The following is a 21,374-nucleotide window of genomic DNA, read 5'->3' as shown; positions in this document are numbered from 1 at the left end:
GACGGCTCCCCCGGCGCCGGCGGATCTGTGGAGAACCCGCCCGTCCACACCCCGGCTCCGGTACCATCGCCCACATGCGGCGGCTCATCGTGACCGAGTTCATGACCCTCGACGGCGTCGTCGAGGCTCCGGGCGGAGAGCCCACGCACCCGCACTCCGGCTGGACCATCCCGTTCAGCACCGAGGACCTCCGCGCGTTCAAGCTGCGGGAGGTGCTCGAGGCCGAGTCCCTGCTGCTGGGACGCCGCACCTACGAGCAGTTCGCCGACGCCTGGCCGCCGCGCGACGGCGAGTTCGCCGACAAGATGAACGCCATGCCGAAGTCCGTCGTCACCTCCCGGCCGAGCGAACTCACCTGGAACGCGACCGCTCTGGAGCCGCCCGTCCGCGCCGCCGTCTCGGCTCTGAAGGAGGGCGAGGGCGACCCGATCCTCGTGGCGGGCAGCGCATCCCTTGTGCGGTCTCTGCTGGTGTGGGGGCTCGTCGACGAGCTGCGCCTTCTCACCTACCCGGTGATGGTCGGAGGCGGCCTGCGCATCTTCCCCGACGACCACGAGAAGTGGACGTTCGAACTCGCCGCCCTCGACCGGTTCGCCGGCGGGGCCGTGCTGCACACGTATCGTCTGGCCGGGAGCTGATGCCGGCCGCAGTCCTCGGGCTGCTCAGCGCCATCGTCTACGGTTCCGCCGACTTCCTCGGCGGCGTGGCCGCCCGGCGCATCGGCCCGGTGCGCACCACAGCCGTCGGCGCGATCAGCGGGCTCCTCCTGCTGCTGCTCGCGCTGCCGCTGGCCGGCGGCGTCTGGTCTCCGGCCGCGCTCGGCTGGGGCGCACTGTCGGGCGTGGTCGGCTCGGTCGCGGTCGGTCTGCTGTACGCCTGCCTCGCGCTCGGCCCGATGAGCATCCTGTCGCCGCTGACCGCCCTGGTGTCGGCCCTCGTGCCGATGGCCTGGGGCCTCCTGGGCGGCGACCGCTTCGGTGTGCTCGGATACGTCGCGCTCGGGATGGCGCTGGTCGCGGTGGTGCTCGTGGGCTTCGTCCCCGAGAGGGGCGCCGTCCGCCCGAGCCTCCGCGCACTGCTCATGGCGGTGGGAGCCGGCGCGATGATCGGCGTGTTCCTCATCCTGCTCGACCAGACGCCCGCGGATTCGGGGGTCGTGCCGCTGATCGCGAACCGTGCGGTGAACGGAGCCGTGATGTGGTCGGTCGTGGCCCTGCTCGTGCTGCGGAGCCGGCGTCGAGCGGCGGCCGGCGCGCGGCTCGACGCGCGCGGCACGGCCATCGCGGTCGCCGGCGGAGCCCTCGACGCGTCTGCCAACCTGCTCATCCTGCTCGGACTGCGGCTGGGCGACCTGACCACGATGTCGGTCCTGGTCGCGCTGTATCCGGCGGGCACCATCCTGCTCGCCGCCGTGGTGCTGCGGGAGCGCGTGGCGCCGCTGCAGTGGGCGGGGCTCGTGCTGGCCGTCGTCGCTGCCGCGCTGCTCTCCGTCGCCTGAGCGCCGAGTCGACGCGCCAGGGCCCGGGTGCTGCGGCGCGCTGGTCGTCGCGGTGAAGGGCGCGGCGGCCGTCGTTCCGCCCGTTCAGCTCCCCGTTCACGGCGTGGCTCACGCTCGCGTTCCTCGTCGCGGTGCTGGTGCTGATGGCGTTCGACTACCCGATGGGCACGTGGGCGGTCGCATCGCTCGTCGTGATCATCCCGCTGCTCGTGATCGGCTGGTACGCGCAGCGCTCGCGCATCCTGGCGATCGCCGCCGAGCGGCAGGCCAGACGGGTGCGCACCCTGTCGTGCCCGCGCGGCCTCCTCGCGGGCGCCCCTGAGGCGAGCTCGACCTCAGAGGGTGGATGCGGCGGGCGGCGCCACCTGCGCGGCCTGCTCAAGCGCGGGGAGTGCCGCGCGGATCGCGTCCACCTGGTCCGGGCTGAGCTCGCCGAGCACGTCCGCGACCGCGCGGGCCCGGTCCGAGCGCGCCTCCAGGAGCAGGGCGCGTCCCGCTTCCGTGCCGGAGACGAAAAGGGAGCGGCGGTCCTCGGGGTCGGGCGTCCGCTCGACGAGGCCGCGCGCCTCCAGTTCCGCGACGATCCTGGTGATCGTCGGCGCTGCCGCCACCTCGATGGCGGCGAGTTCGCTGGGCCTGAGCGGACCGCTGCGCACGACGGTGGACAGGGCGGAGAGCTGCCCGTGGCTGAGCCCTCCCGTGGACGACCGGATGCGGCGGTTCAGCCGCCCCACGGCCAGGGCCAGGCGGCCGGGGACATCGTCGTCGCGTCCGGCCGCCGGCCGCTCGTCAGCTTCATGCGCGCTGGGCACCGACTTCCTCGCCTTCCTCAGTGGCCTGCCGCGTCGGAACCGCGGCGGCCTCCTCATGAACATACTTGCCCCCGCCCAGGAAGGAAGCGACGGCGCCGATGACGCTCATGACGGCGGCGGCGAGGAAGACGACCACGAGTCCGTCGTGGAACGGTCCCGAGATCAGCTGCGGGAAGAACTCCTTGCCGGTCAGCGTGGCGCCGTCGACGTGCGGAGCGGTGAGGATGCCGGTCGGGCCCAGCAGGCTCTGGATGGGGTTGTAGCCCAGGAACGCGGCGAACAGCGAGCCCACCGGCGGGGTGTTGCCGACCTGCGCGGCGATGTTCGACGGGACGCCGTGCGAGGTCAGGCCGTTCGTCAGGGCGGACGGGAGCGCCACCGAGAGCCCCGCGATCATCAGCGAGAAGAAGATACCGATGGAGAGCGAGCTTCCCGCGTTCAGGGCGACGCCGGCCATCCCGGACGCCGCGCCGCGTTCGTTCGCGGGCACGCTGTTCATGATCGCCGTGCGGTTGGGCGACGAGAACAGACCGGAGCCGATGCCGTTCAGGCCGGTCAGCACGGCGAACTGCCAGTACTCGAAGTTCACGGGGATGAGCAGCAGGCCCACGAAGGTCGCCGCCACGAGCAACAGGCCCACCGTCGCGAAGGCGCGCGAGCCGAACCGGTCGGAGAGCGCGCCGGAGATCGGTCCGGCGATGAGGAAGCCGATCGTGATCGGGAGCATGTAGATGCCCGCCCACAGCGGCGTCGACTCGTAGCTGTAGCCGTGCAGCGGCAGCCAGATGCCCTGCAGCCAGATGATCAGCATGAACTGCAGACCGCCGCGGCCGATCGCGGCGAGGAAGCCGGCGAAGATGCCGGACGAGAACGCCCGGATGCGGAACAGCCGCATGTCGAACATCGGCGCGGGCACCTTCAGCTCGACCACGACGAAGAGGGCGAGCAGCACGAGTCCGCCGATGATCGCGCCGAGCACCCACGGGTTGCCCCAGCCCTGGCTGGACCCGCCGTAGGGCTGGATGCCGTAGGTGATCCCGGTGAGCAGGGCGATGAGCCCGATGCCGAACGTCGCGTTGCCCAGCCAGTCGATGCGGCCCGGGTTCTTCTGGCCGACCTCGTGCAGCGACTTGATGGACCAGATGGTGCCGATGACGCCGAACGGCACGGAGACGAAGAACACGGCCCGCCAATCGATCTCGGCGAGCACGCCGCCGAGGATGAGGCCGATGAAGCTTCCGGCGATCGCGGCGACCTGGTTGAGGCCCAGCGCGAAACCGCGCTTGTTCGCCGGGAACGCGTCGGTGAGGATGGCGGTCGAGTTGGCGAACAGCATGGCGCCGCCGATGCCCTGCACGAACCGCCAGGCGATCAGCCAGAGCGCCCCCGGTCCACCCGTGAACGGGTCGAGGCAGAGCGCGATCGCGGCGAGCGTGAAGATGACGAAGCCGAGGTTGTAGATGCGCACGCGGCCGAACTGGTCGCCCATCCGGCCGAACATCACGACGAGCACGGCGGTGACGAGCATGTAGCCCATCAGCATCCAGAGCAGGTAGGAGACGTTGCCGGGCTCGAGCGGGTTCAGCTTGACGCCGGTGAAGATGGCGGGCAGCGAGATGATGACGATCGACGAGTTGATCGTCGCCATGAGCATGCCGAGGGTGGTGTTCGAGAGCGCCACCCAGCGGTAGTGCGGGTGGTCCTTGGTGAAGATGCCGGTGCGAGCCACGGGAGTCCTTGTCGGTGTGCGTGCCAGTACGTGGAGTCGATTGTTTATATGCGCTAACTATATAACCGTCGGGGGGCGCCGGCATTCCCGTCTGCGAGCTGATGACAGTTCGCGAATTAGTTAGGACAGCACCAACTTAAGTTGGCACTCAACCCGTCCCATGGAGATTTCCGCGTCGGTTGACATTCTCGTCATCGACGCCGAGCGACTGCAGAGACATTGACCTGCGAACTGAGATCTTGAGCATCGGTGGAGAGGCAGAGCATGGTCCGAACTGGAGCGTTTGAGGTACCACCACCGGGCATATTTGCGGGCGGATCTTACGGGAATCGCCCTGCTCTTCGAAGTACGCGATCCGGCGCGTTAGGGTGAGGCCGGCGCGGGTGTCCCGTTGATCGACCGGCTTACGGAACAGCGCTTTTCTGCGCGGAAGGATTCACTCGTGCCCATCAAACTGCCCGCAGGTGTCCACGGCATCGTCTTCGACGTTGGCGAGACGCTCGTCGACGAAACGCGCTCCTGGTCCGCCCAGGCAGCGGCTGCGGGCGTGACCGCGTTCACCCTCATGGGGCTGCTCGGTGCGCTGATCGAGCGCGGGGAGGACCACCGTCAGCTCTGGTCGCTCCTCGGTGTTGAGAAGCCGGCAGTGCCCGCAATGATCGAGCAAGCAGACCTTTACCCTGATGCGCTCGCATGCCTCCGAGCGGCCGCCGACCACGGTCTAGTCGTCGGTATCGCGGGAAACCAGCCCGCGGGAGTAGAGGCGCAACTGCGGACGGTGGGCTTCTCGCCGGACTTCCTTGCGTCGTCCGCGGCGTGGGGTGTCGAAAAGCCCTCGGCCGAGTTCTTCGCGCGGCTGGTGAGGGAGGCTCGCCTCGCCCCTGAGGAGATCCTCTACGTTGGCGATCGCCTCGACAATGACGTCCTGCCTGCACGCGAAGCGGGCATGCGCACTGCCTTCATCAAACGCGGCCCCTGGGGATTCATCCACGCCCAACGCCCCGAGGTGGGCTTGGCAGACCTTCGACTCGAATCTCTGGCGGATGTCACCGAAGCGTTGGCCGGCAGGCGGGCATCGAATTTCTAGACCGCGTTCGGAAGTCGATCCCCGATCCGGGACGGGCTGCGCGATCTGAATCGGTGTCCAATAGACGACCGGCTTTCGCCCAACGTCGCCGTGACGGGCCAGCACCAGGTGTCGCCACCGCTAGCGTGCAAGCTTGTGAGCGTGGAGCAGGAGGTTCGGCTAAAGGGACCTCGACGGCGCAGCAGACGATGGATCCTTGCTGTTGGGTGCACGGTCGCCTTCCTTCTCGCGGGTAGCGTGTGGGTCGTTGAAGTGGCAACTGGTGCTGTGCCATCAGTGGAGCAACAGCAAATCCACGAGGTGATCGCTGCGGACATCGGTTATCGGAATGCCCAAGTGGTCACGCCCATACCCGGCGCTTCGCGGCCTGGAACTCCTTTTCCGACGATGGTGACCGCAGCGCAGAAGGCCGCACTCATGAATCTTCCATCCAAGGCCGCGTCCTCCGACACATTCACCGGCTTCAGGACGACGATCTCCGTGACCTCCCTGAACCTGAAGGGGCAGGTGATGAGGGCTCAATTCTCGGAGACGACGTAGATGCTGCGCCCGAAACCGCTGCCGGAGTACGGATACGCAACCCCCCAAGTCGCCGAGCTGAAGAGAATCCACGGAGTGTGGATGGTCGACTCCCTCCATTTCGCACCTGGAAGCGGAATGGATGGCGCGACATGCTCGCCGAACCGTTGGGCCGGCGACTGTTGACCTCGATGCGGTGGATGCGGTCGAGACCCGGGTAGCGGCCGCACTGCTCCAGGCGCAGGCGCGAGGAGAGCTGTCCCGGCTCAAGCTGTGCGCGAACCCGCGCTGCCAGGTCGCCTTCTTCGACACGTCGCGGAACGGCACCGCCCGTTGGCACTCCTCCACGCGCTGTGGGAACGCGGCGCGCGTCCGCGCCCACCGGGAGCGCCTCTCGTAGCGTTCGTCTTTGTTGACGCGTTCGCTCTGACACTGCTCGTCGCTCGGATCGACGGCGCCTTCCCACTCCCGGTCGAGCGAGCTGCCGGAGCGGCGTGCCATGCGTGAGCGAAGCGGGCGATCGCCGCTCCCCAGCGGCCCGCACGCTCACTCCTCGGCGGGCGCCGGGGCCGCCCTCACCACGCTGCCACAACACCGCGACGCGATCGAACCCGCGCCTCACCGCCTCGGCGGCAAGGCCGTCACGAACCCGGCGACGTCATCGGCCTCCACGATCGACTCCAGCTGACCCGGATCTCGTCGCGGTTCGCACCGAAGGGGATGGGCCAGACGGCCCCTCCCCTTCCGCTCTTCTCAGCATCCCGAACACGAGAGCATCGCTTTTCTAGCCTGGCTAGCGATACGCTGTGAGCAGGGCGTCGATCGCGCCCACGCTCACAGGGAGGGCACGCGATGACGGACACCGCGACGATTCAGGAGCAGCTCCGAGCACTGCTTCACGCGGAGCGCGGCCTGGTGGACCTGCTGGGCTCGAGCCCCGACTGGTACCCGGTGCTGCTCCGCCAGCTGGAACTCGCCGTGGGCGACGAGCGGATCATCTACCTGGGAGCCGCGGCGGCGTCCGGGCTCTCCACCGTCACGTTGCGCGTGGGCGTCTTCACCGACAGCATCGTGGTGGCGAGCGAGGTCATCGACGACGGCACGCCCGGCGCCCAGGTCGTCACCCGCGTCGAGAGCCGATCCGGCCTGCTGCGCTTCGAGCTGTCGGGCGGATCGGAGTCGGACAACGAGTCCGACAGCTCCTGGGCGGGCGGCTTCCGCATCCGCGCCTTCTACCAGTCCGGGCTGATCGTCACCGTCCCCGCGAACGTCGTCGACACGGAGGCGAAGCGGGTCTCCGTCCATGCGGTGCTCGACGGCATCCGCACCGATCTGCGGGCGCGGCCGCCCCAGGTGCAGAGGCCAGAGCTCGACCGATGATCTCGTCGGCCGTCTACCTGAGCTACCGAGACGCCCGCGCGGCGATCGAATGGCTGGAGGCGGTCGGGTTCGACGTACTGCAGCGGCAGCAGTCACCGGATGGCACGGTCGCCCACTGCGAGCTGCGGTGGCAGGACACGGTCGTGATGCTCGGCACCGACACGACGCAGCCTCCTCCCCCGCTCGTCGGAGTGTCGACCGGCGTGGGCGTCTACCTCGTCACGCCCGACGTGGATGCCGCGTACGCGCGCGCGATCGCGGCGGGCGCCACCGAGGTGTTCCCGCCGGGGGACACCGGGTGGGGAGGCCGGCGGGCGCGCGTCCTCGACCCGGGCGGCCGCGAGTGGAGCTTCGGATCGTACCGGCCGGGAGAACTGTGGTTGCCGGACGACTAGATCCGCACGAGAAGGAGCGACCGACGATGGTCAAGACCCAGCTCGCCAAGCACCGCGGCGCGCGGGTGATCGGCACCTGCGGCGACCGCCGCGACATCGAGCTGCGCCTGCTGCAGGACGACCCGGAGACGGTCGCGCACGGCAGCGCCCAGCTGGCGCGGCTGGCCCAGCTGGCGGATGAGCGCGCGTTCACCCTCCTCATCTCCGGCTTCTACCCGCTCGACGAGATCGCGTACGACTACGACGACCTCCAGAACCTGCACTCGCGGGGCAAGATCGTGCTCGGGACGCATCCCGTCACCACCTACCGCACGCTCAAGGCACACGACGTGCAGGAGGCGCGCGACTGAGCGACCGTCGGCCTCCCACCCGCCTCGCCCACCCCCGCCCTCGACGGAGGCGGCGGGGGCGGTAAGCGCGGGGCGTCGGCACGGCCGGCGGACGCAGCGGAGCGGCCGTGCGTGAGCACGGCCGCTCCGGGGTGGGGCGAGAGGGTCACTTCGCAGGGGGCATCAGCACCGAGTCGATGAGGTAGACGGTCGCGTTGGCGGTGTGCACACCGCCGCAGATCACGTTCGCGTCGTCGACCTTGAGCGAGTCGCCCGAGCCGCTCACGGTGACGTCGCCGCCCTCGACGGTCTTGTGCGTGCCGACGATCTCGTTCGGCGAGAGCTGACCGGGCACGACGTGGTAGGTCAGGATGGACGTCAGCGTCGCAGCGCCGGCGTCCGTCTTGAGCGTGTCGATGGTCGCGGGGTCGATCTTCTTGAACGCGTCGTCGACCGGGGCGAAGACGGTGAACTGTCCGCCGTTCAGGGTGTCGACCAGGTTGACGTTCGCGTTGAGCTTGCCGGACACGGCCGCGACCAGGGTGGTCAGCAGCGGGTTGTTGCTCGCGGCGGTGGCCACCGGGTCCTCGGCCATGCCGGCCACCGAGCCGGAGCCCGACGGAACCTGCTCGGCGTACGCGGCGCAGCCGGGGCCGACGAGGTCGGCGGCCGGGTCCATGGTGGACGCCGACGGGCTGGACGACTCCATCGGAGCGCTGCTCTTGTCGTTCGTGGCCGAGCCTGCTCCGGACGAGCAGGCGGTCAGGGCCAGAGCGGCGGCGGCGAGCAGGCCGGCCGCTGCGAGACGGGCAGTGGTTCGCATGATTGTTCTCCTTCAAGGGATGCTGCTGATCGAGAGGCCACCGCTGCGGCGGTCATGAGGGGTTCGGGATGGCGGCGGAATCGGATTGGACCAATCCGCGGCAGCCCCCGGTCACGAACCACCGTCGTGATGACGCAGCGAACGAAGAGCAGGGCCGGCACCAACCTCTGGGCGGCCCTCGCGGGCGCTGTCAGCGGAGGGGTGTTCCTGGCCGTCGCCGAGCTGGTCGCCCTGGTCACCGCGCGGGATGCCGGCCCGATCCTGGCCGTCGGCTCGTTCGTGATCGACATCGTGCCGCGCTGGGCGAAGGAGTTCGCCATCGAGCTGTTCGGCTCGAACGACAAGCTGTTCCTGCTCGCCTCGCTGGGGCTCGCGGTGTTCGTCGCGGCCGCCGTCGCGGGTGTGCTCGAGCTGTGGCGGCGACGGCTCGGCGCCGCCCTGTTCGCGGTCGCGGGGATCGCCGCCGTGGTGGCGACCCTGACCCGCACGGGCGCGACACTGATCTCCGCCCTGCCGTCGGCCGTGGGAGCCGTCGCCGGCGCCCTTCTGCTCACGTTCCTCATCCGGCGCCTCCACCGCTGGCGCGACGGACGCGCGGCGGATGCCGCCGAGGCGGGCGTCGACCGCCGCCGCTTCCTCGTGTTCACGGGCGTCGCTGCGGTCGGAGCCGTCGTCGCCGGGGTCGGCTCGCGGCTGGGCTCCGCCGCGACCTCGTCCATCGCCGCCATTCGCGCGGCCGTCCGCCTGCCCTCCCCACGGTCGCGCGTGACGGTGCCCGCCGGGGCGGAGCTCGACGTGCCGGGCATCTCCCCGCTCTTCACCCCGAACGCCGACTTCTACCGGGTGGACACCGCCCTCACCGTGCCCTCCGTCGACCCCGCGACGTGGAAGCTGACGGTCGACGGGATGGTCGAGAAGCGCGTCGAGCTCGGCTTCCAGGACCTGCTGGACATGGGACTCGACGAGTACTCGGTGACCTTGACCTGCGTCTCGAACGAGGTGGGCGGCAACCTGGTCGGCACGGCCAAGTGGCTCGGCGTCCGGGTGCGCGACGTGCTGGCCATGGCGCGTCCCCGCTCGGGCGCCGACATGGTCCTCTCCCGCAGCGTGGACGGGTTCACCGCGGGCACGCCGCTGCAGGCGCTGATGGATGCCAACCGCGACGCGATCCTGGCGGTCGCGATGAACGGCAAGCCGCTGCCGCTGGAGCACGGCTTCCCGGTGCGGATGGTGGTGCCCGGTCTCTACGGGTACGTCTCGGCGACCAAGTGGCTCACCGAGCTGAAGGTGACGACGTTCGCCGCCGACCAGGCGTACTGGACGCCGCGCGGCTACAGCGCGAAGGCGCCGATCAAGCTGTCGAGCCGCATCGACACCCCGCGCGTCGACAAGCCGGTGGCCGCAGGCCCGACGAAGATCGCCGGTGTCGCCTGGGCGCAGACCGTCGGCATCCGGAGCGTCGAAGTGAAGATCGACGGCGGCGCCTGGCAGCAGGCGAACCTCTCGACGGCGATCAACGCCGACACGTGGGTGCAGTGGTCGCTCGACTGGCAGGCGACGAGCGGCAGTCACACGCTCTCGGTCCGCGCGACGGATCGCGCCGGCCGGGTGCAGCAGCAGAAGCGCGAGCCGATCGCACCGAACGGTTCGACCGGATGGCAGCAGACCTTCGTGCGCGTGAGCTGACGCCGCCTGGCGAGCACGGCATCCACCGGGCTCCCAAGCTCCGTCGGTAGCGTCGTCGGCATGACGGGAACGACCCTCGCCCTCGCCCTGCCGACCGCCTCCACCGACCCCGGCGAGCTCGGCGGCATCGCGGGCGCCGCCGCCCGCGTCATGACCGCTCTCGGCGAGGCGGGGGTCGGCATCTGCGCGCTGGCGGAGGTGGTGTTCCCACCCATTCCGAGCGAGGTCGTCCTGCCGTTCGCCGGGTTCCTCGCGTTCCAGGGCTCACTGAACGTCGTGCTGGTGCTGGTCGCTGCGACGCTCGGCAGCTTCACCGGCGCCGTCGTGCTCTACCTGCTCGGGCGCAGGCTCGGAGAGGATCGCGCGGTGCGGCTCCTGGCCCGGCTGCCGCTCGTGGACGAGAGCGACTTCCGCACGTCGGCCGACTGGCTGCGGCGCCACGGCCGTGGCGCCGTGTTCTTCGGCCGCCTGGTGCCGCTCGTCCGCAGCCTCATCTCGCTGCCGGCCGGGGCCACCGGGATGCCGTTCGCCCGGTTCGCGCTCTTCACCCTGGCCGGGACGCTGCTGTGGAACACCCTGCTGGTGGGAGCGGGCTTCGCCCTCGGCACGCAGTACCACCTGGTGGAGCGCTACACCGAGTACCTCGACGTCGTGATCTACGCGGGAGCGGGCCTGACGCTCGCCTGGCTGGTCGTCCGGCGCGTCCGCCGCTCGCGCGCCGGCCGCAGGCAGGCCGAGTAGGCCGGGCGCCGGGGCACGCCCCGACTCCAGAACGAGACGGGGCGCACTCCCCCGGATGACGGCGCGGACGCCGTCCGTTTCCCCGGCTTAAACATACGGACTCACCGGTTTGATCGCAACAAGCGTTTTCCCGACGGTTCAGCGAGCCGCGAGGGTCGGCCGGAGTGCATCCCACATGCGCGTGACGTCCTGGGGCAACGCATCCAGGGTGCCGAGCTCGTCGGCGATCATGTAGGCGCCGAAGAAGGCGTGGACCGCCACGGTGGCGAGCTCGCGCACATCCACTCCGCGGAGGCCACGGTCGTCGACCTCCTGCTGCAGCAGCCCGCCGATGACCACGATCCAGCGCTCGTACGGGTTCCGCTCGAGCGTCGGAGGGAACATCGTCTGCGAGAGCTTCATCGCCGCCCGCACCCGCACTTCCTGCACGAACACCGCCGCCACGCGCTGCGTCAGCTCCTCGGCGGCCGCGAGCCCGCGGAGCCCCGACTCGGCGACCTCTCCGATGATGACGGGCCAGTTCCCGTACTTGTCGTCGACCAGCGCACGGGCGATGTCGAGCTTCGATTTGAAGTGGAAGTAGACGGCGCCCTTGGTGGAACCGGTGCGCACCACGATCCGCTCCAGTCGCGCACCCTGGTAGCCGTGCTCGTCGAACTCGGCGGCTGCGGCGTCGAGGATGGCGACCCGCGTGCGCTCGGCGCGTTCCTGTCTCGGCATTACGCGTCGCCCGTCTGCAGAAGGGATGTGGACGAGACGACGATAGCGCGGCGATCCGGTGGTCCGATGGAAAGCGGACAGCGATGAGAGGGAATCGCGAACATGCGCCCGGCTCACGCCGGGAGGAGCTCCTCCAGCAACGCCGACACCCGCGCCTTGATCTCGTCGCGGATCGGGCGCACCTCGTCGATCGGGCGCCCGGCCGGGTCGGTGAGCTCCCAGTCTTCGTAGCGCTTGCCGGGGAAGATCGGGCAGGCGTCCCCACAGCCCATCGTGATGACGACGTCGGATTCGCGCACCGCGTCCGTGGTGAGGATGGCGGGTGTGTACCCGGCGATGTCGATGCCCTCCTCGGCCATCGCCTGCACGGCGACCGGGTTGATCGCGTCGCCCGGCTCGGAGCCTGCGGAGAGCACCTCGACGCGGTCGCCGCCGAGCTCGCGCAGGTAGCCGGCGGCCATCTGGCTCCGGCCCGCGTTGTGCACGCAGACGAACAGGACGGTGGGTCGGGTGGATGCGGTCATCGGGTCTTCCTGTCGGCGGTCGGGGTGGCGGGTGGGGCCGCCGCCCGCGGTGAGCGGCGGCCCCGTGGGTCAGCAGCAGTCGGGCGGGCAGGACCCGTCGGGAAGCGGCTGGCACACGCCGGTCTCACAGCAATCCATATCGTTTCTACCTCCTTCATCGACGTTTGTCGATGAACACAGGATGAACGAATACATTGACGGCTGTCAATATAGCGACGAGAATCTCCTCATGGCCATCACCGAGCTGCTCCCCCTCCGCGACCTGCAGGCGTGCTGCGCGCCCATCACCCGGGAGGTCATCAGCGAGGAGAACGCCGGCTCGGTCGCCCGGGCAATGAAGGCGCTCGCCGATCCCGCCCGCCTCCGGCTCCTCTCGATGGTCGCCGCGCACGCCGACGGCGAGGCGTGCGTCTGCGACCTCACCGAGCCGCTCGCCCTCTCCCAGCCGACCGTCTCGCACCACCTCAAGGTGCTCACGGAAGCGGGATTCCTCTCCCGCAGCAAGCGCGGCACCTGGGCCTACTACCGCATCGTCCCGGGCTCACTCGATGTGATCTCCGGGTTCCTCGCCACCGTGTGAGGGCGGAGTCAGGTCGCCGGGAGCTCGCGCAGTCCGGCCGTGCGCTCCCCCGGGTTGTCCCCGGTGTTGACGGTGCCCACCGGCTCGACCATCATCACCAGGGCGTCGCCGTCGTCCACGCGCGGACGGTGCTCCACCCCGCGCGGAACGACGAACACGTCGTGCGGACCGAGCTCCACGTCACCATCCCGCAGCTGGATCGTGAGGCGCCCGGACAGCACGAGGAAGAGCTCGTCGGTGTCGGGATGCGCGTGCCAGACGAACTCGCCGCGGAGCCGGGCGACCTTCACGTCGTAGTCGTTGACGCTCGTGAGCCGGTGCGGCTGCCACGGCTCGGGGATGAGCGCGAACGCGGCGTCGAGGTTGTGAACGGGGTTCATGGATGCAGCCTAGGGCGGTCCCCCGACACCGGCCGCCCGCATCCCGGACCCCGAACGTCGGAGGCCGGTGGTTGGATGGGCTCGTGCTCCTCGATGCGCTCGTGACCACGGCCGAGGCCGTCGCCTCCACACGGTCCCGGCTGGCCAAGGTGGATGCGCTGGCCGCGCTGCTCGGCGGCCTCGCGCCCGAGGAGATCGCCCCGGCGGTCGGATTCCTCGTGGGCAAAGCGCGGCAGGGCCGGGTCGGCGTCGGCTGGCGCGGGCTCAACGGCGTGATGGCGGAGCCCGCCGCGGAGCCGTCGCTCACCGTCGACGATCTGGATGCGCTGCTCGACCGGCTCGCCGCGCTCTCCGGCACGGGATCGGCCGCCGAGCGCACCCGCGTCCTCCAGGGGTTCTCGTCGCGGGCGACCGCCCGCGAGCAGGACTTCGTCGCCCGCGTGCTGCTCGGGGAGATGCGCACCGGCGCCCTGGAGGGCGTCCTGACGGATGCGATCGCCCGCGCGTCGGACCGCACCGGCGAGGCCGTGCGGCGGGCCGCGATGCTGTCCGGCGACCTCGGCGAGACGGCCCGTCTCGCCCTCACCGGCACGGCCGGGGAGCTGGATGCGGTGGGCCTCGAGGTCGGCCGCCCGGTGCTCCCCATGCTGGCCGCATCCGCCCCGACGCCGACCGATGCGCTCGCGACGACGGGCCGGGCCTCCGTGGAGTACAAGCTCGACGGCGCGCGCATCCAGGTGCACCGTCACGGGGACGAGGTGCGCGTCTTCACCCGCAACCTGGCCGACATCACGCACCGCCTGCCCGAGGTGGTCGAGGTGGTGCGCCGGCTGCCGGTGCGCGACGTCATCCTCGACGGCGAGACGCTCTCGCTCGACGAGGAGGGGGCGCCGCGTCCGTTCCAGGAGACCATGTCGCGTTTCGCACGGTGGAGCTCAGGGGCGGCGCGGAGCGATGCCGCGAGCCCAGAGTCGAGGGAGCCTGCGGCCGAGGTCCCCGCGGATGCCGTGCGCGAGACGGCGCTGCGCCCGTGGTTCTTCGACGTGCTGCACGTCGACGGCCGCGACCTCCTCGACGAACCGCTGTCCACCCGGCTCGCGGAACTGGAGCGGGTGGCGGGCGAGCACCGCATCCCGGGCGAGATCACCGACGACCCGGAGGTCGCCGAGCGGGTCTCGCGCGAAGCGCTGGCCGCGGGCCAGGAGGGCGTCGTCGTGAAGGCGGTCGACTCGCTCTACGCCGCGGGCCGCCGCGGGTCGAGCTGGGTGAAGGTCAAGCCCGTGCACACCTACGACCTGGTCGTGCTGGCCGTCGAGTGGGGTTCGGGGCGCCGGCAGGGGCTGCTGTCGAACATCCACCTCGGCGCTCGCGACCCCGGGGGCGCGTACGGCGACCCGGGCGGCTTCGTCATGGTGGGCAAGACGTTCAAGGGCCTCACCGACAAGCTGCTCGCCTGGCAGACGGAGCACTTCCAGGAGATCGAGGTGCGGCGCACGGCGGGCACCGTCTGGGTGGCCCCGACGACGGTCGTCGAGATCGCCATCGACGGGGTGCAGCGCTCCAGCCGCTACCCGGGCGGCATCGCGCTGCGCTTCGCGCGCGTGAAGCGCTACCGCGACGACAAGGACCCGGGCGACGCGGACACCATCGGCACGCTGCGAGGTTTGCTGAGGGAGTGAGCCGCGTCGGTACGATGACCGCATGACGACCTCCTCCCCCGCGTGGGGCATCCTCGGCACCGGCGGCATCGCAGCGGCCATGACACGGGACCTGCAACTCGACGGCCACACCGTCGCGGCGGTCGGATCGCGCACGCCGGAGTCCGCGGCGCGGTTCGCGGCCGCGCACGCCATCCCGCGCTCGCACGGCAGCTACGAGCAGCTGGTCGCCGACCCCGACGTCGATGTCGTGTACGTGGCGACGCCGCATCCCCAGCACGCCCCCAACGCGCTGCTCGCGCTCGCTGCGGGCAAGCACGTGCTGGTGGAGAAGCCGTTCACGATGAACCGCGCCGAGGCCGAGCAGATCGCCGACGCCGCCCGCGCGCGGGGCCTGGTCGCCCTGGAGGCGATGTGGACGCGGTGGCTGCCCCACATGGAGCGGCTGCAGGAGATCATCAGCGACGGCACCCTGGGCGAGCTCCGGTCGGTGGTGGCCCACCACCAGCAGCGCACCAACCCGGACCCGCTCGGCCGCATGCTGAACCCGGCCCTCGGCGGCGGAGCGCTGCTCGACCTCGGCATCTACCCCGTCTCGTTCGCCTGGGACATGCTGGGCGCTCCGTCCGAGGTGCTGGCCCTCTCCACCCCGACCGCCACCGGCGTCGACCGCCAGACGTCGCTCCTGCTCGGCTACGGCAGCGGCGCACAGGCAGCACTGACGAGCGGGCTGGACGGCGTGGGCGACAACAGCGCCATGGTCGTCGGGACCGACGCGCGTGTCGAACTGGATGCCACGTTCTACGCACCGACCTCGTTCCGTGTCGTCGCGCCGGACGGTCACGTCATCGAGACCTACGAGTCGCGCATCACCGGGCGCGGGATGCAGTACCAGGCCCGCGCGATCGAGCGCCTCATCGCGGCGGGCGGCGGTGAGGACGTGCGGCTGCCGCTCTCCCAATCGGTCGAGATCATGGGCACGCTGGACAGCGTCCGGGAGCGCATCGGGCTCGTCTACGGCTGAGCCCGAGCCGCTCCGTCCTCGCGTCGGCGCCGGATCAGGAGGAGCGCCAGCCCGATCGTCAGGGTCGCAGCCGCCGCGCCGCCCGCCCACCAGGCGACGACGGTTCCGGTCGTCGCCAGCGCGGCCGTGCCGGCGGCGACGGGCACGATCGCCGGGGTCGTCTCGCTGAGCACCCGGTCCCCGTCCGCCCCCGACCCGGGCTCGAGGCCCTCCGCCGGAGTGGTGACCGCCGGGTCGGCGGGATCGGTGGGATCGGTGGGACCGGTGGGATCGGTGGGACCGGTCGGATCGGTCGGATCGGTCGGATCGGTCGGGTCGGTCGGATCGGTCGGGTCGGTCGCGTCGACCGGGGGCGCCGGGTCCGTCGGTCCGGCCGGTACAGCCGGCTGCGTGCTCAGCGACACCGTGTAGGTGCCGAGCGAGCCGTAGTCCGTGTACTTTCCCGGCAGCATCGGGTCGCCGGTGCCGACGCCGTCGACCAGGACGGTGTACGTGCCACCCTCGGCGGGGAGGCTCGCCGTCCAGGTGGCGCTGAGGCCGTCCGCCCGCTCCCAGTCGACCCGGACCACCTCCGGGTTCACGCGGGCGACGTCGCGACCCGACGCGTCGAGAACGGTCAGCTCGACATCGAGCGCTGATCCGGTGGGGACGAGCGCGCTGACCGTGGTCTCGCCCGCTGCCGTGATGCGGAAGGCGTCCACATCGTCGCGGGTGGAGATCAGACCGCCCACCGTCAGTCCCTCACCCAGAAGGCTCGCGGATTCCGGGTCGTCGCCGTGGTCGTCGGCCCGGAGCGGGATGGACCGTTCGATGATCGCAAGGTCGTCCTGTGCGCTGTTGGTCGCGTCCGCGTACTCGCCCTTCGCCCACTGCATGACCGGCTGCGCGAAGATCTCGCCCATCACGGGAACCCACGGATCCGATCCGGTGTAGTACTCGTCGGCGCCCTGCCCGTGGTGCTGGAGTCCCAGCTGGTGGCCGATCTCGTGGGCGACGGTGCCCGCCACGATCTTGGCGCCCGTCCCGACGCCCTCCGTGAAGGCGAACGCGGGCTGGAGCTGCATGTGGAGGTCGCCGGTGATATCGAAGGCCGGGCTCCACGCCAGACCGCCGCAGCCGCACCGATCCTGGATCGCGTTGCGTCCGCTGGTGATGTCGATGGATGCGCCGAAGCGGTCGTCCGCACCGTCGGTGCGGTCGATCGCGTCACGTCCGGGGTCCCCGGTGACGACGTTCAGCTCGAACGGAGCGAACAGCTCGGACACCCGGGACCAGATGCGCTGGATCTCCAGCAGTTCCTCGTCGGAGAACGCAGGGTCGTCGTCCATGGAGTAGGGCGGGATGACGATGGGCGTGTCGTCCGCGTCGTTCCACCAGGTGCCGGTGATCGTCTCGCCGTGGACGTTGAGGAACAGCGTCCGCTTGGCGCCGGGCAGGGATTCCAGGGCGAACGTGTCGGCGAGCGCCACGACCGGGTCCTCCGGCGCGGACAGGGTCGCCGGCGAGAGCGCGTCCTCGTCGACGCCGGGGTGCGGGATGTCGCGGTACTGCAGCACGCCGCATTCGCCGACCCAGGCCGTCGGATCGTCCGCGACCTGCTCGCGCAACTCGGCGACCGTGGTGCCGCTCAGCGCGGCGATCGCATCGAGCGCCTCCGGGTGATCCGCCGTCGCCGCCGAGACGGGCATCGTCTCGGGCAGCACCGGAACGGAGCAGTGCGCCTCCGCGCGGGACGCGGCGGCCGGCGCGGCCTCGGACGCCGCTGCCGGCAGCAGAGAGGCCACGACGCCGCAGAGCGCGGTCAGTCCCAGCAGGGCGGATCGGGCGTACTTCACAGCGGGTCTCCTCACGTCGGCCGCACACCGCGCTCGATCGAGGGGGCGCCGGCCTGGTCTCGGGTCTCATGAGAAGAGACGGTGCGCCCCCGGCCCGCGTGACGCGGCACCGCGAATCCCCTCCGTTCCCCCGGTCCCTTCCGTTCCCCCGGCGCGCGCATTAGAGTGCGGCCGAGGCCGATGGCGGCCGGGAGGAGGGTCGCGATGACGGATCTCACCGGGCGCAGAGCGCTCGTCACCGGGGGCGCCAGCGGCATCGGGCTGGCCTGCGCCGAGGCGTTCGCCGAGGCCGGGGCGCGGGTGACCATCGCCGACGTGAACGGCGACGAGGCGCGCCGCGTCGCCGCCCGGCTCCGGGGGGACGCCTGGGAGGTCGACCTCTCCACGACGGAGGAGCTCGCCGAGCTGACGCTCGACACCGACATCCTGGTGAACAACGCGGGCATCCAGACCGTCCGCCCGATCCCCGAGTTCGAGCCGCAGACGTTCGCCCTCATGCTGCGGATCATGGTGGAGGCGCCGTTCCTCCTCATCCGCGCCGCGCTGCCGGGGATGTACGACCGGGGCTTCGGCCGGATCGTCAACATCTCGAGCGTGCACGGCCTGCGCGCATCGCCGTTCAAGTCGGCGTACGTCACGGCGAAGCACGCGCTCGAAGGTCTGTCGAAGACGACGGCACTGGAGGGGGCACCGCACGGCGTCACCTCGAACTGCATCAACCCCGGGTATGTGCGGACGCCCCTGGTCGAGAAGCAGGTCGCCGATCAGGCGCGGGTGCACGGCATCCCGGAGGGCGAGGTGCTCGAGAAGGTGCTGCTCGCGGAGGAGGCGATCAAGCGGCTGGTCGAGCCGTCCGAGGTCGCCAGCCTGGCGCTCTGGCTCACCGGCGACACGGCCGGCATGGTCACCGGGGCGAGCTACACGATGGACGGCGGGTGGAGCGCGCGATGACGACCGGAGCCGAGCATCCACTCGCCGTCCCGGTGCGCGGGGGAACCCTCGCCGGCGGCGACTACAACCCGCACGCCACCCGAGGGTCGCTGCTGGCCGTGCACGGGATCACCGCGAACCACGTGGCCTGGATGCTCGCCGCGGCGGCCCTGCCGGACCGGCGCATCATCGCACCGGACCTCCGCGGACGCGGGCGCAGCGCAGGCCTGCCGGGACCATTCACGCTCAACGACCACGCCGACGATCTGACCCGGGTGCTCGACGCCCTGGAGATCGAGCGGACCACCGTGGCGGGCCACTCGATGGGCGCGTTCGTCGCGGTACGGCTCGCGCAGCGGCATCCCGACCGTGTCGAACGGCTCGTGCTGATCGACGGCGGGCTTCCCGTTCCGCTTCCGGAGGGCGTGCCGCCGGAGGACCTGCCGGCCGTCGTGCTCGGCCCCGCGCTGGAGCGCCTGCGCATGCGGTTCCCGTCGGCGCAGGCCTACGAGGATTTCTGGCGCGCGCATCCCGCCATCGGGCCGTGGTGGAACACGGCGATCGCCGACTACGTGGCGTACGACCTCGTGGGCGAGGCGCCCGAGCTGCGCTCGAGCGTCGACCCGGCGGCCGTCTCGGTGAACGCGCTCGAACTGGACGGCTCGGCGGGTTACGCCGACGCCCTCGCCGGGTTGCGGCTGCCGATCGACTTCGTCCGGGCGCCGCGGGGCCTGCTCGACGGGCCGCCTCTCTACGAGACGTCGGTCGTCGAGGAGTGGTGCGGCCGCCTCCCGAATCTGAGCGCGCACGAGGCCCACGACGTGAACCACTACACCATCCTGATGACGGAGAGCGGCCTACGGCAGGTCATGCCCGTCCTCGACCCGAAGGAGACCCACGCATGACCGGAACCCTGCTGCCGGGCATCACCGCCCACCGTGTCGCCACCGGCCGCTACGCGGCCAACGTGCTGGAGCGGCCCGCCGACGGCGACCCACTGCAGACGGTGCTGTTCGTGCACGGGAACGTGTCGTCCTCGCTGTTCTGGCAGCCGCTCATGCTCGCGCTGCCGCCGGGCGTGCGAGCGCTGGCCGTCGACCTGCGCGGTTTCGGCGACAGCGAGACCCTCCCGGTGGATGCGACCCGGGGCGTGCGGGACTTCTCCGACGACGTGGCCGCCGTGGCGGATGCGCTCGGCGTTGGCGCGACCCATCTCGTCGGCTGGAGCCTGGGCGGCGGGGTGGTCATGCAGCTCCTGCTCGACCGGCCGGACCTGGTGTCCACCCTGACCCTGGTCTCCCCGGTCTCGCCGTACGGCTTCGGCGGGACCGCGGCCGACGGCTCCCTCCTCAACGCGGACGCCTCCGGCACCGGCGGGGGCGGCGCGAACCCCGACTTCGTCGCAAGACTCGCCGCCGGCGACACGTCGGAGGATGCTCCCACCTCACCGCGTGCGGTCTACCGCTCCTCTTACGTCGCCCCCGGCTTCGAGTCCGAGTACGAGGACCTGTGGGTGGAGTCGATGCTCTCCACGGCGACCGGTCCCGACAACTACCCGGGCGACGCCGGCGCGTCGGAGCACTGGCCCGGATTCGCGCCCGGCGCACGCGGCATCCTCAACACCATCGCACCGACGCACTTCGACACCTCCGGGATCGTGGACGCACCCGCGAAGCCGCCCATCCTGTGGATCCACGGAGCGCTCGACGCCATCGTCGGCGACGCGTCGTTCTTCGACCTCAACCAGCTCGGCGCCGCCGGGGTCATCCCCGGCTGGCCGGGCGAGGAGGTCGCCCCGCCGCAACCCATGCTGGCGCAGACGCGCGCGGTCCTCGACCGTTACGCGGACGCCGGCGGCACAACGCGCGAGGTCGTCCTCGACGACTGCGGCCACTCCGCCCACATCGAGAAGCCCGACGAGTTCCGTGCGGAGTTGCTCGCCTGGATCAGGTGAGGCGTCGCAGCCGCCGATCGAATGGCGACGTATCGTCACCACTCGCGGGAGGTACGGGCATCCACGCAGGTCTCGAACGCGGCCTACGTCGTCGACGCGCTGTCCAGCGACCCGCGGCGCAGGCCGAGCATCCCCTCGACTGCGCGGGCGAGCACGGGGCCACGGTCGCCGCCGGCACCCCAGCGGACGAGGGCCTGCGCGTTCAGTCCGTCGATCATCCCGAGCAGCTGCCAGGCGGCCCGGGCCGGGTCGTCCGCGGAGAAGTCTCCCGCGTCGACGCCCTCCGTCACGATGCCGAGGATGAGCGCCTGCCAGGCGTCCATCTGGGCACGGACCGCCGCCGCGAGCGCGTCGTTGCGGCGCCCGAGCGCCCACGCCTCCACCCAGACCAGCGTGACGTCGTCGCGCGTGCCGTCGAGCAGGGTGCGCAGCAGCAGCGCCAGCCGGCCGACCGCCCCGTCACCGGGAGCGAGCAGCGCCTCCACCTCCGCGAGCTCGGCGCCGACCACCGCGGTGAACGCCGAGGCGACCAGCTGATCCATCGCCGGGTGGTAGTGCGCGACGAGGGCGGGGGTGACGCCCGCGCGCCCGGCGACGCCGCGCAGGGTGACGGCCGCGAGCCCGTCGGCGAGCGCCAGGTCGCGCGCCGCGGTCGCCAGTTCGGCGCGGCGCTCGGCGGGCGGTCGGCGGGGTGCTCTTGACATGGTCCGCCCAGTATAGGTACCTTCTGGGTAACTTATTGATCATTTGATCAACAAACGTCGTCCCCG

Annotated in this window: 26 protein-coding genes; 17 read left to right on the top strand and 9 right to left on the bottom strand. The window is 71.1% G+C overall.

Annotated elements, in window-relative coordinates:
* Positions 1 to 74 precede the first annotated feature (74 nt).
* Both ACR9Y5_RS03270 and ACR9Y5_RS03265 read left to right on the top strand, forming a co-directional pair.
* Complete coding sequence (locus ACR9Y5_RS03270) at positions 75 to 638, top strand: dihydrofolate reductase family protein (RefSeq protein ID WP_481296624.1); 564 nt, start codon at positions 75 to 77, stop codon at positions 636 to 638.
* On the top strand, positions 638 to 1,498 hold the full coding sequence (locus ACR9Y5_RS03265) for an EamA family transporter (protein WP_481296623.1): 861 nt from the start codon (positions 638 to 640) through the stop codon (positions 1,496 to 1,498). Before ACR9Y5_RS03270 ends, ACR9Y5_RS03265 begins: the two co-directional genes overlap by 1 nt.
* A gap of 154 nt (positions 1,499 to 1,652) precedes the next feature.
* Here the strand turns inward: ACR9Y5_RS03265 and ACR9Y5_RS03260 are convergent, their stop codons facing one another.
* The 3 genes from ACR9Y5_RS03260 to ACR9Y5_RS03250 are packed head-to-tail and all read right to left on the bottom strand — an operon-like array spanning position 1,653 to position 4,039.
* The gene (locus ACR9Y5_RS03260; RefSeq protein ID WP_481296622.1) at positions 1,653 to 1,781 is read right to left on the bottom strand and encodes a hypothetical protein; all 129 of its coding nucleotides are present in this window, start codon (positions 1,779 to 1,781) and stop codon (positions 1,653 to 1,655) included.
* A gap of 52 nt (positions 1,782 to 1,833) precedes the next feature.
* A complete protein-coding gene (locus tag ACR9Y5_RS03255) occupies positions 1,834 to 2,310 on the bottom strand; it encodes a MarR family winged helix-turn-helix transcriptional regulator (protein WP_481296621.1) in 477 nt (158 codons plus the stop codon).
* Complete coding sequence (locus ACR9Y5_RS03250) at positions 2,294 to 4,039, bottom strand: MFS transporter (protein WP_481296620.1); 1,746 nt, start codon at positions 4,037 to 4,039, stop codon at positions 2,294 to 2,296. The genes ACR9Y5_RS03255 and ACR9Y5_RS03250 overlap by 17 nt, the downstream gene beginning before the upstream one ends.
* A 442-nt stretch (positions 4,040 to 4,481) precedes the next feature.
* Between ACR9Y5_RS03250 and ACR9Y5_RS03245 the strand changes: the two genes are divergently transcribed.
* The 7 genes from ACR9Y5_RS03245 (at position 4,482) to ACR9Y5_RS03215 (ending at position 7,770) form a co-directional block, all read left to right on the top strand.
* On the top strand, positions 4,482 to 5,126 hold the full coding sequence (locus ACR9Y5_RS03245; protein ID WP_481296619.1) for an HAD family hydrolase: 645 nt from the start codon (positions 4,482 to 4,484) through the stop codon (positions 5,124 to 5,126).
* Positions 5,127 to 5,402: 276 nt separating this feature from the next.
* Positions 5,403 to 5,666 carry a hypothetical protein gene (locus tag ACR9Y5_RS03240; RefSeq protein WP_481296618.1) on the top strand — a complete coding sequence of 88 codons (264 nt, stop codon included), beginning with the start codon at positions 5,403 to 5,405 and terminating at the stop codon, positions 5,664 to 5,666.
* A 121-nt stretch (positions 5,667 to 5,787) separates the two neighbouring features.
* Positions 5,788 to 6,045, top strand: coding sequence for a CGNR zinc finger domain-containing protein (locus tag ACR9Y5_RS03235; RefSeq protein ID WP_481296617.1), 258 nt, complete (start codon positions 5,788 to 5,790; stop codon positions 6,043 to 6,045).
* Between the two features lie 99 nt (positions 6,046 to 6,144).
* Positions 6,145 to 6,333, top strand: coding sequence for a hypothetical protein (locus ACR9Y5_RS03230; protein ID WP_481296616.1), 189 nt, complete (start codon positions 6,145 to 6,147; stop codon positions 6,331 to 6,333).
* Positions 6,334 to 6,497: 164 nt separating this feature from the next.
* Positions 6,498 to 7,025: a hypothetical protein gene (locus ACR9Y5_RS03225; RefSeq protein WP_481296615.1), complete on the top strand. Its 528-nt coding sequence runs from the start codon at positions 6,498 to 6,500 to the stop codon at positions 7,023 to 7,025.
* Positions 7,022 to 7,420 carry a VOC family protein gene (locus ACR9Y5_RS03220; protein ID WP_481296614.1) on the top strand — a complete coding sequence of 133 codons (399 nt, stop codon included), beginning with the start codon at positions 7,022 to 7,024 and terminating at the stop codon, positions 7,418 to 7,420. Before ACR9Y5_RS03225 ends, ACR9Y5_RS03220 begins: the two co-directional genes overlap by 4 nt.
* Positions 7,421 to 7,446: 26 nt before the next feature.
* Positions 7,447 to 7,770 (top strand): hypothetical protein, encoded by a 324-nt coding sequence (locus ACR9Y5_RS03215; protein WP_481296613.1) that lies wholly within the window; start codon positions 7,447 to 7,449, stop codon positions 7,768 to 7,770.
* A gap of 145 nt (positions 7,771 to 7,915) precedes the next feature.
* Here ACR9Y5_RS03215 and ACR9Y5_RS03210 read toward each other — a convergent pair whose 3' ends face one another.
* Entirely contained in the window at positions 7,916 to 8,572 is a 657-nt protein-coding gene (locus ACR9Y5_RS03210) for a fasciclin domain-containing protein (protein WP_481296612.1), read from the bottom strand.
* 129 nt (positions 8,573 to 8,701) lie between these two features.
* On the opposite strand from ACR9Y5_RS03210, the gene ACR9Y5_RS03205 reads away from it, so the two are divergent.
* Both ACR9Y5_RS03205 and ACR9Y5_RS03200 read left to right on the top strand, forming a co-directional pair.
* Positions 8,702 to 10,258: a molybdopterin-dependent oxidoreductase gene (locus tag ACR9Y5_RS03205; RefSeq protein WP_481296611.1), complete on the top strand. Its 1,557-nt coding sequence runs from the start codon at positions 8,702 to 8,704 to the stop codon at positions 10,256 to 10,258.
* Positions 10,259 to 10,318: 60 nt separating this feature from the next.
* Positions 10,319 to 10,999, top strand: coding sequence for a DedA family protein (locus ACR9Y5_RS03200; RefSeq protein ID WP_481296610.1), 681 nt, complete (start codon positions 10,319 to 10,321; stop codon positions 10,997 to 10,999).
* Positions 11,000 to 11,137: 138 nt separating this feature from the next.
* Here the strand turns inward: ACR9Y5_RS03200 and ACR9Y5_RS03195 are convergent, their stop codons facing one another.
* Positions 11,138 to 11,719, bottom strand: a complete 582-nt coding sequence (locus ACR9Y5_RS03195) for a ScbR family autoregulator-binding transcription factor (protein WP_481296609.1) — start codon at positions 11,717 to 11,719, stop codon at positions 11,138 to 11,140.
* Between the two features lie 113 nt (positions 11,720 to 11,832).
* On the bottom strand, positions 11,833 to 12,243 hold the full coding sequence (locus ACR9Y5_RS03190; protein ID WP_481296608.1) for an arsenate reductase ArsC: 411 nt from the start codon (positions 12,241 to 12,243) through the stop codon (positions 11,833 to 11,835).
* A 229-nt stretch (positions 12,244 to 12,472) separates the two neighbouring features.
* On the opposite strand from ACR9Y5_RS03190, the gene ACR9Y5_RS03185 reads away from it, so the two are divergent.
* Positions 12,473 to 12,823 carry an ArsR/SmtB family transcription factor gene (locus ACR9Y5_RS03185; protein WP_481296607.1) on the top strand — a complete coding sequence of 117 codons (351 nt, stop codon included), beginning with the start codon at positions 12,473 to 12,475 and terminating at the stop codon, positions 12,821 to 12,823.
* 8 nt (positions 12,824 to 12,831) lie between these two features.
* Here ACR9Y5_RS03185 and ACR9Y5_RS03180 read toward each other — a convergent pair whose 3' ends face one another.
* Positions 12,832 to 13,203, bottom strand: coding sequence for a cupin domain-containing protein (locus ACR9Y5_RS03180; protein ID WP_481296606.1), 372 nt, complete (start codon positions 13,201 to 13,203; stop codon positions 12,832 to 12,834).
* 83 nt (positions 13,204 to 13,286) lie between these two features.
* Here ACR9Y5_RS03180 and ACR9Y5_RS03175 point away from each other — a divergent pair, with 83 nt between their 5' ends.
* Both ACR9Y5_RS03175 and ACR9Y5_RS03170 read left to right on the top strand, forming a co-directional pair.
* Complete coding sequence (locus ACR9Y5_RS03175; protein WP_481296605.1) at positions 13,287 to 14,882, top strand: ATP-dependent DNA ligase; 1,596 nt, start codon at positions 13,287 to 13,289, stop codon at positions 14,880 to 14,882.
* Between the two features lie 22 nt (positions 14,883 to 14,904).
* A complete protein-coding gene (locus ACR9Y5_RS03170; protein ID WP_481296604.1) occupies positions 14,905 to 15,885 on the top strand; it encodes a Gfo/Idh/MocA family protein in 981 nt (326 codons plus the stop codon).
* Here the strand turns inward: ACR9Y5_RS03170 and ACR9Y5_RS03165 are convergent.
* Positions 15,876 to 17,720: a zinc-dependent metalloprotease family protein gene (locus tag ACR9Y5_RS03165; RefSeq protein WP_481296603.1), complete on the bottom strand. Its 1,845-nt coding sequence runs from the start codon at positions 17,718 to 17,720 to the stop codon at positions 15,876 to 15,878. The genes ACR9Y5_RS03170 and ACR9Y5_RS03165 overlap by 10 nt on opposite strands.
* 204 nt (positions 17,721 to 17,924) lie before the next feature.
* On the opposite strand from ACR9Y5_RS03165, the gene ACR9Y5_RS03160 reads away from it, so the two are divergent.
* From ACR9Y5_RS03160 to ACR9Y5_RS03150, 3 genes are read left to right on the top strand one after another with little or no spacing between them, the layout of a single operon-like run.
* Positions 17,925 to 18,671, top strand: coding sequence for a 3-hydroxybutyrate dehydrogenase (locus ACR9Y5_RS03160; RefSeq protein WP_481296602.1), 747 nt, complete (start codon positions 17,925 to 17,927; stop codon positions 18,669 to 18,671).
* A complete protein-coding gene (locus ACR9Y5_RS03155; RefSeq protein WP_481296601.1) occupies positions 18,668 to 19,555 on the top strand; it encodes an alpha/beta fold hydrolase in 888 nt (295 codons plus the stop codon). Before ACR9Y5_RS03160 ends, ACR9Y5_RS03155 begins: the two co-directional genes overlap by 4 nt.
* Positions 19,552 to 20,604: an alpha/beta fold hydrolase gene (locus ACR9Y5_RS03150; protein WP_481296600.1), complete on the top strand. Its 1,053-nt coding sequence runs from the start codon at positions 19,552 to 19,554 to the stop codon at positions 20,602 to 20,604. Before ACR9Y5_RS03155 ends, ACR9Y5_RS03150 begins: the two co-directional genes overlap by 4 nt.
* Before the next feature lie 83 nt (positions 20,605 to 20,687).
* Here the strand turns inward: ACR9Y5_RS03150 and ACR9Y5_RS03145 are convergent, their stop codons facing one another.
* Positions 20,688 to 21,308, bottom strand: coding sequence for a TetR/AcrR family transcriptional regulator (locus ACR9Y5_RS03145; RefSeq protein WP_481296599.1), 621 nt, complete (start codon positions 21,306 to 21,308; stop codon positions 20,688 to 20,690).
* Positions 21,309 to 21,374: the final 66 nt, after the last annotated feature.

The organism is Leifsonia sp. KNZ13-11D, assembly GCF_056754895.1.
Note: the sequence above shows the minus strand (reverse complement) of the source record. Positions and strands in the feature narration are given on the sequence as shown.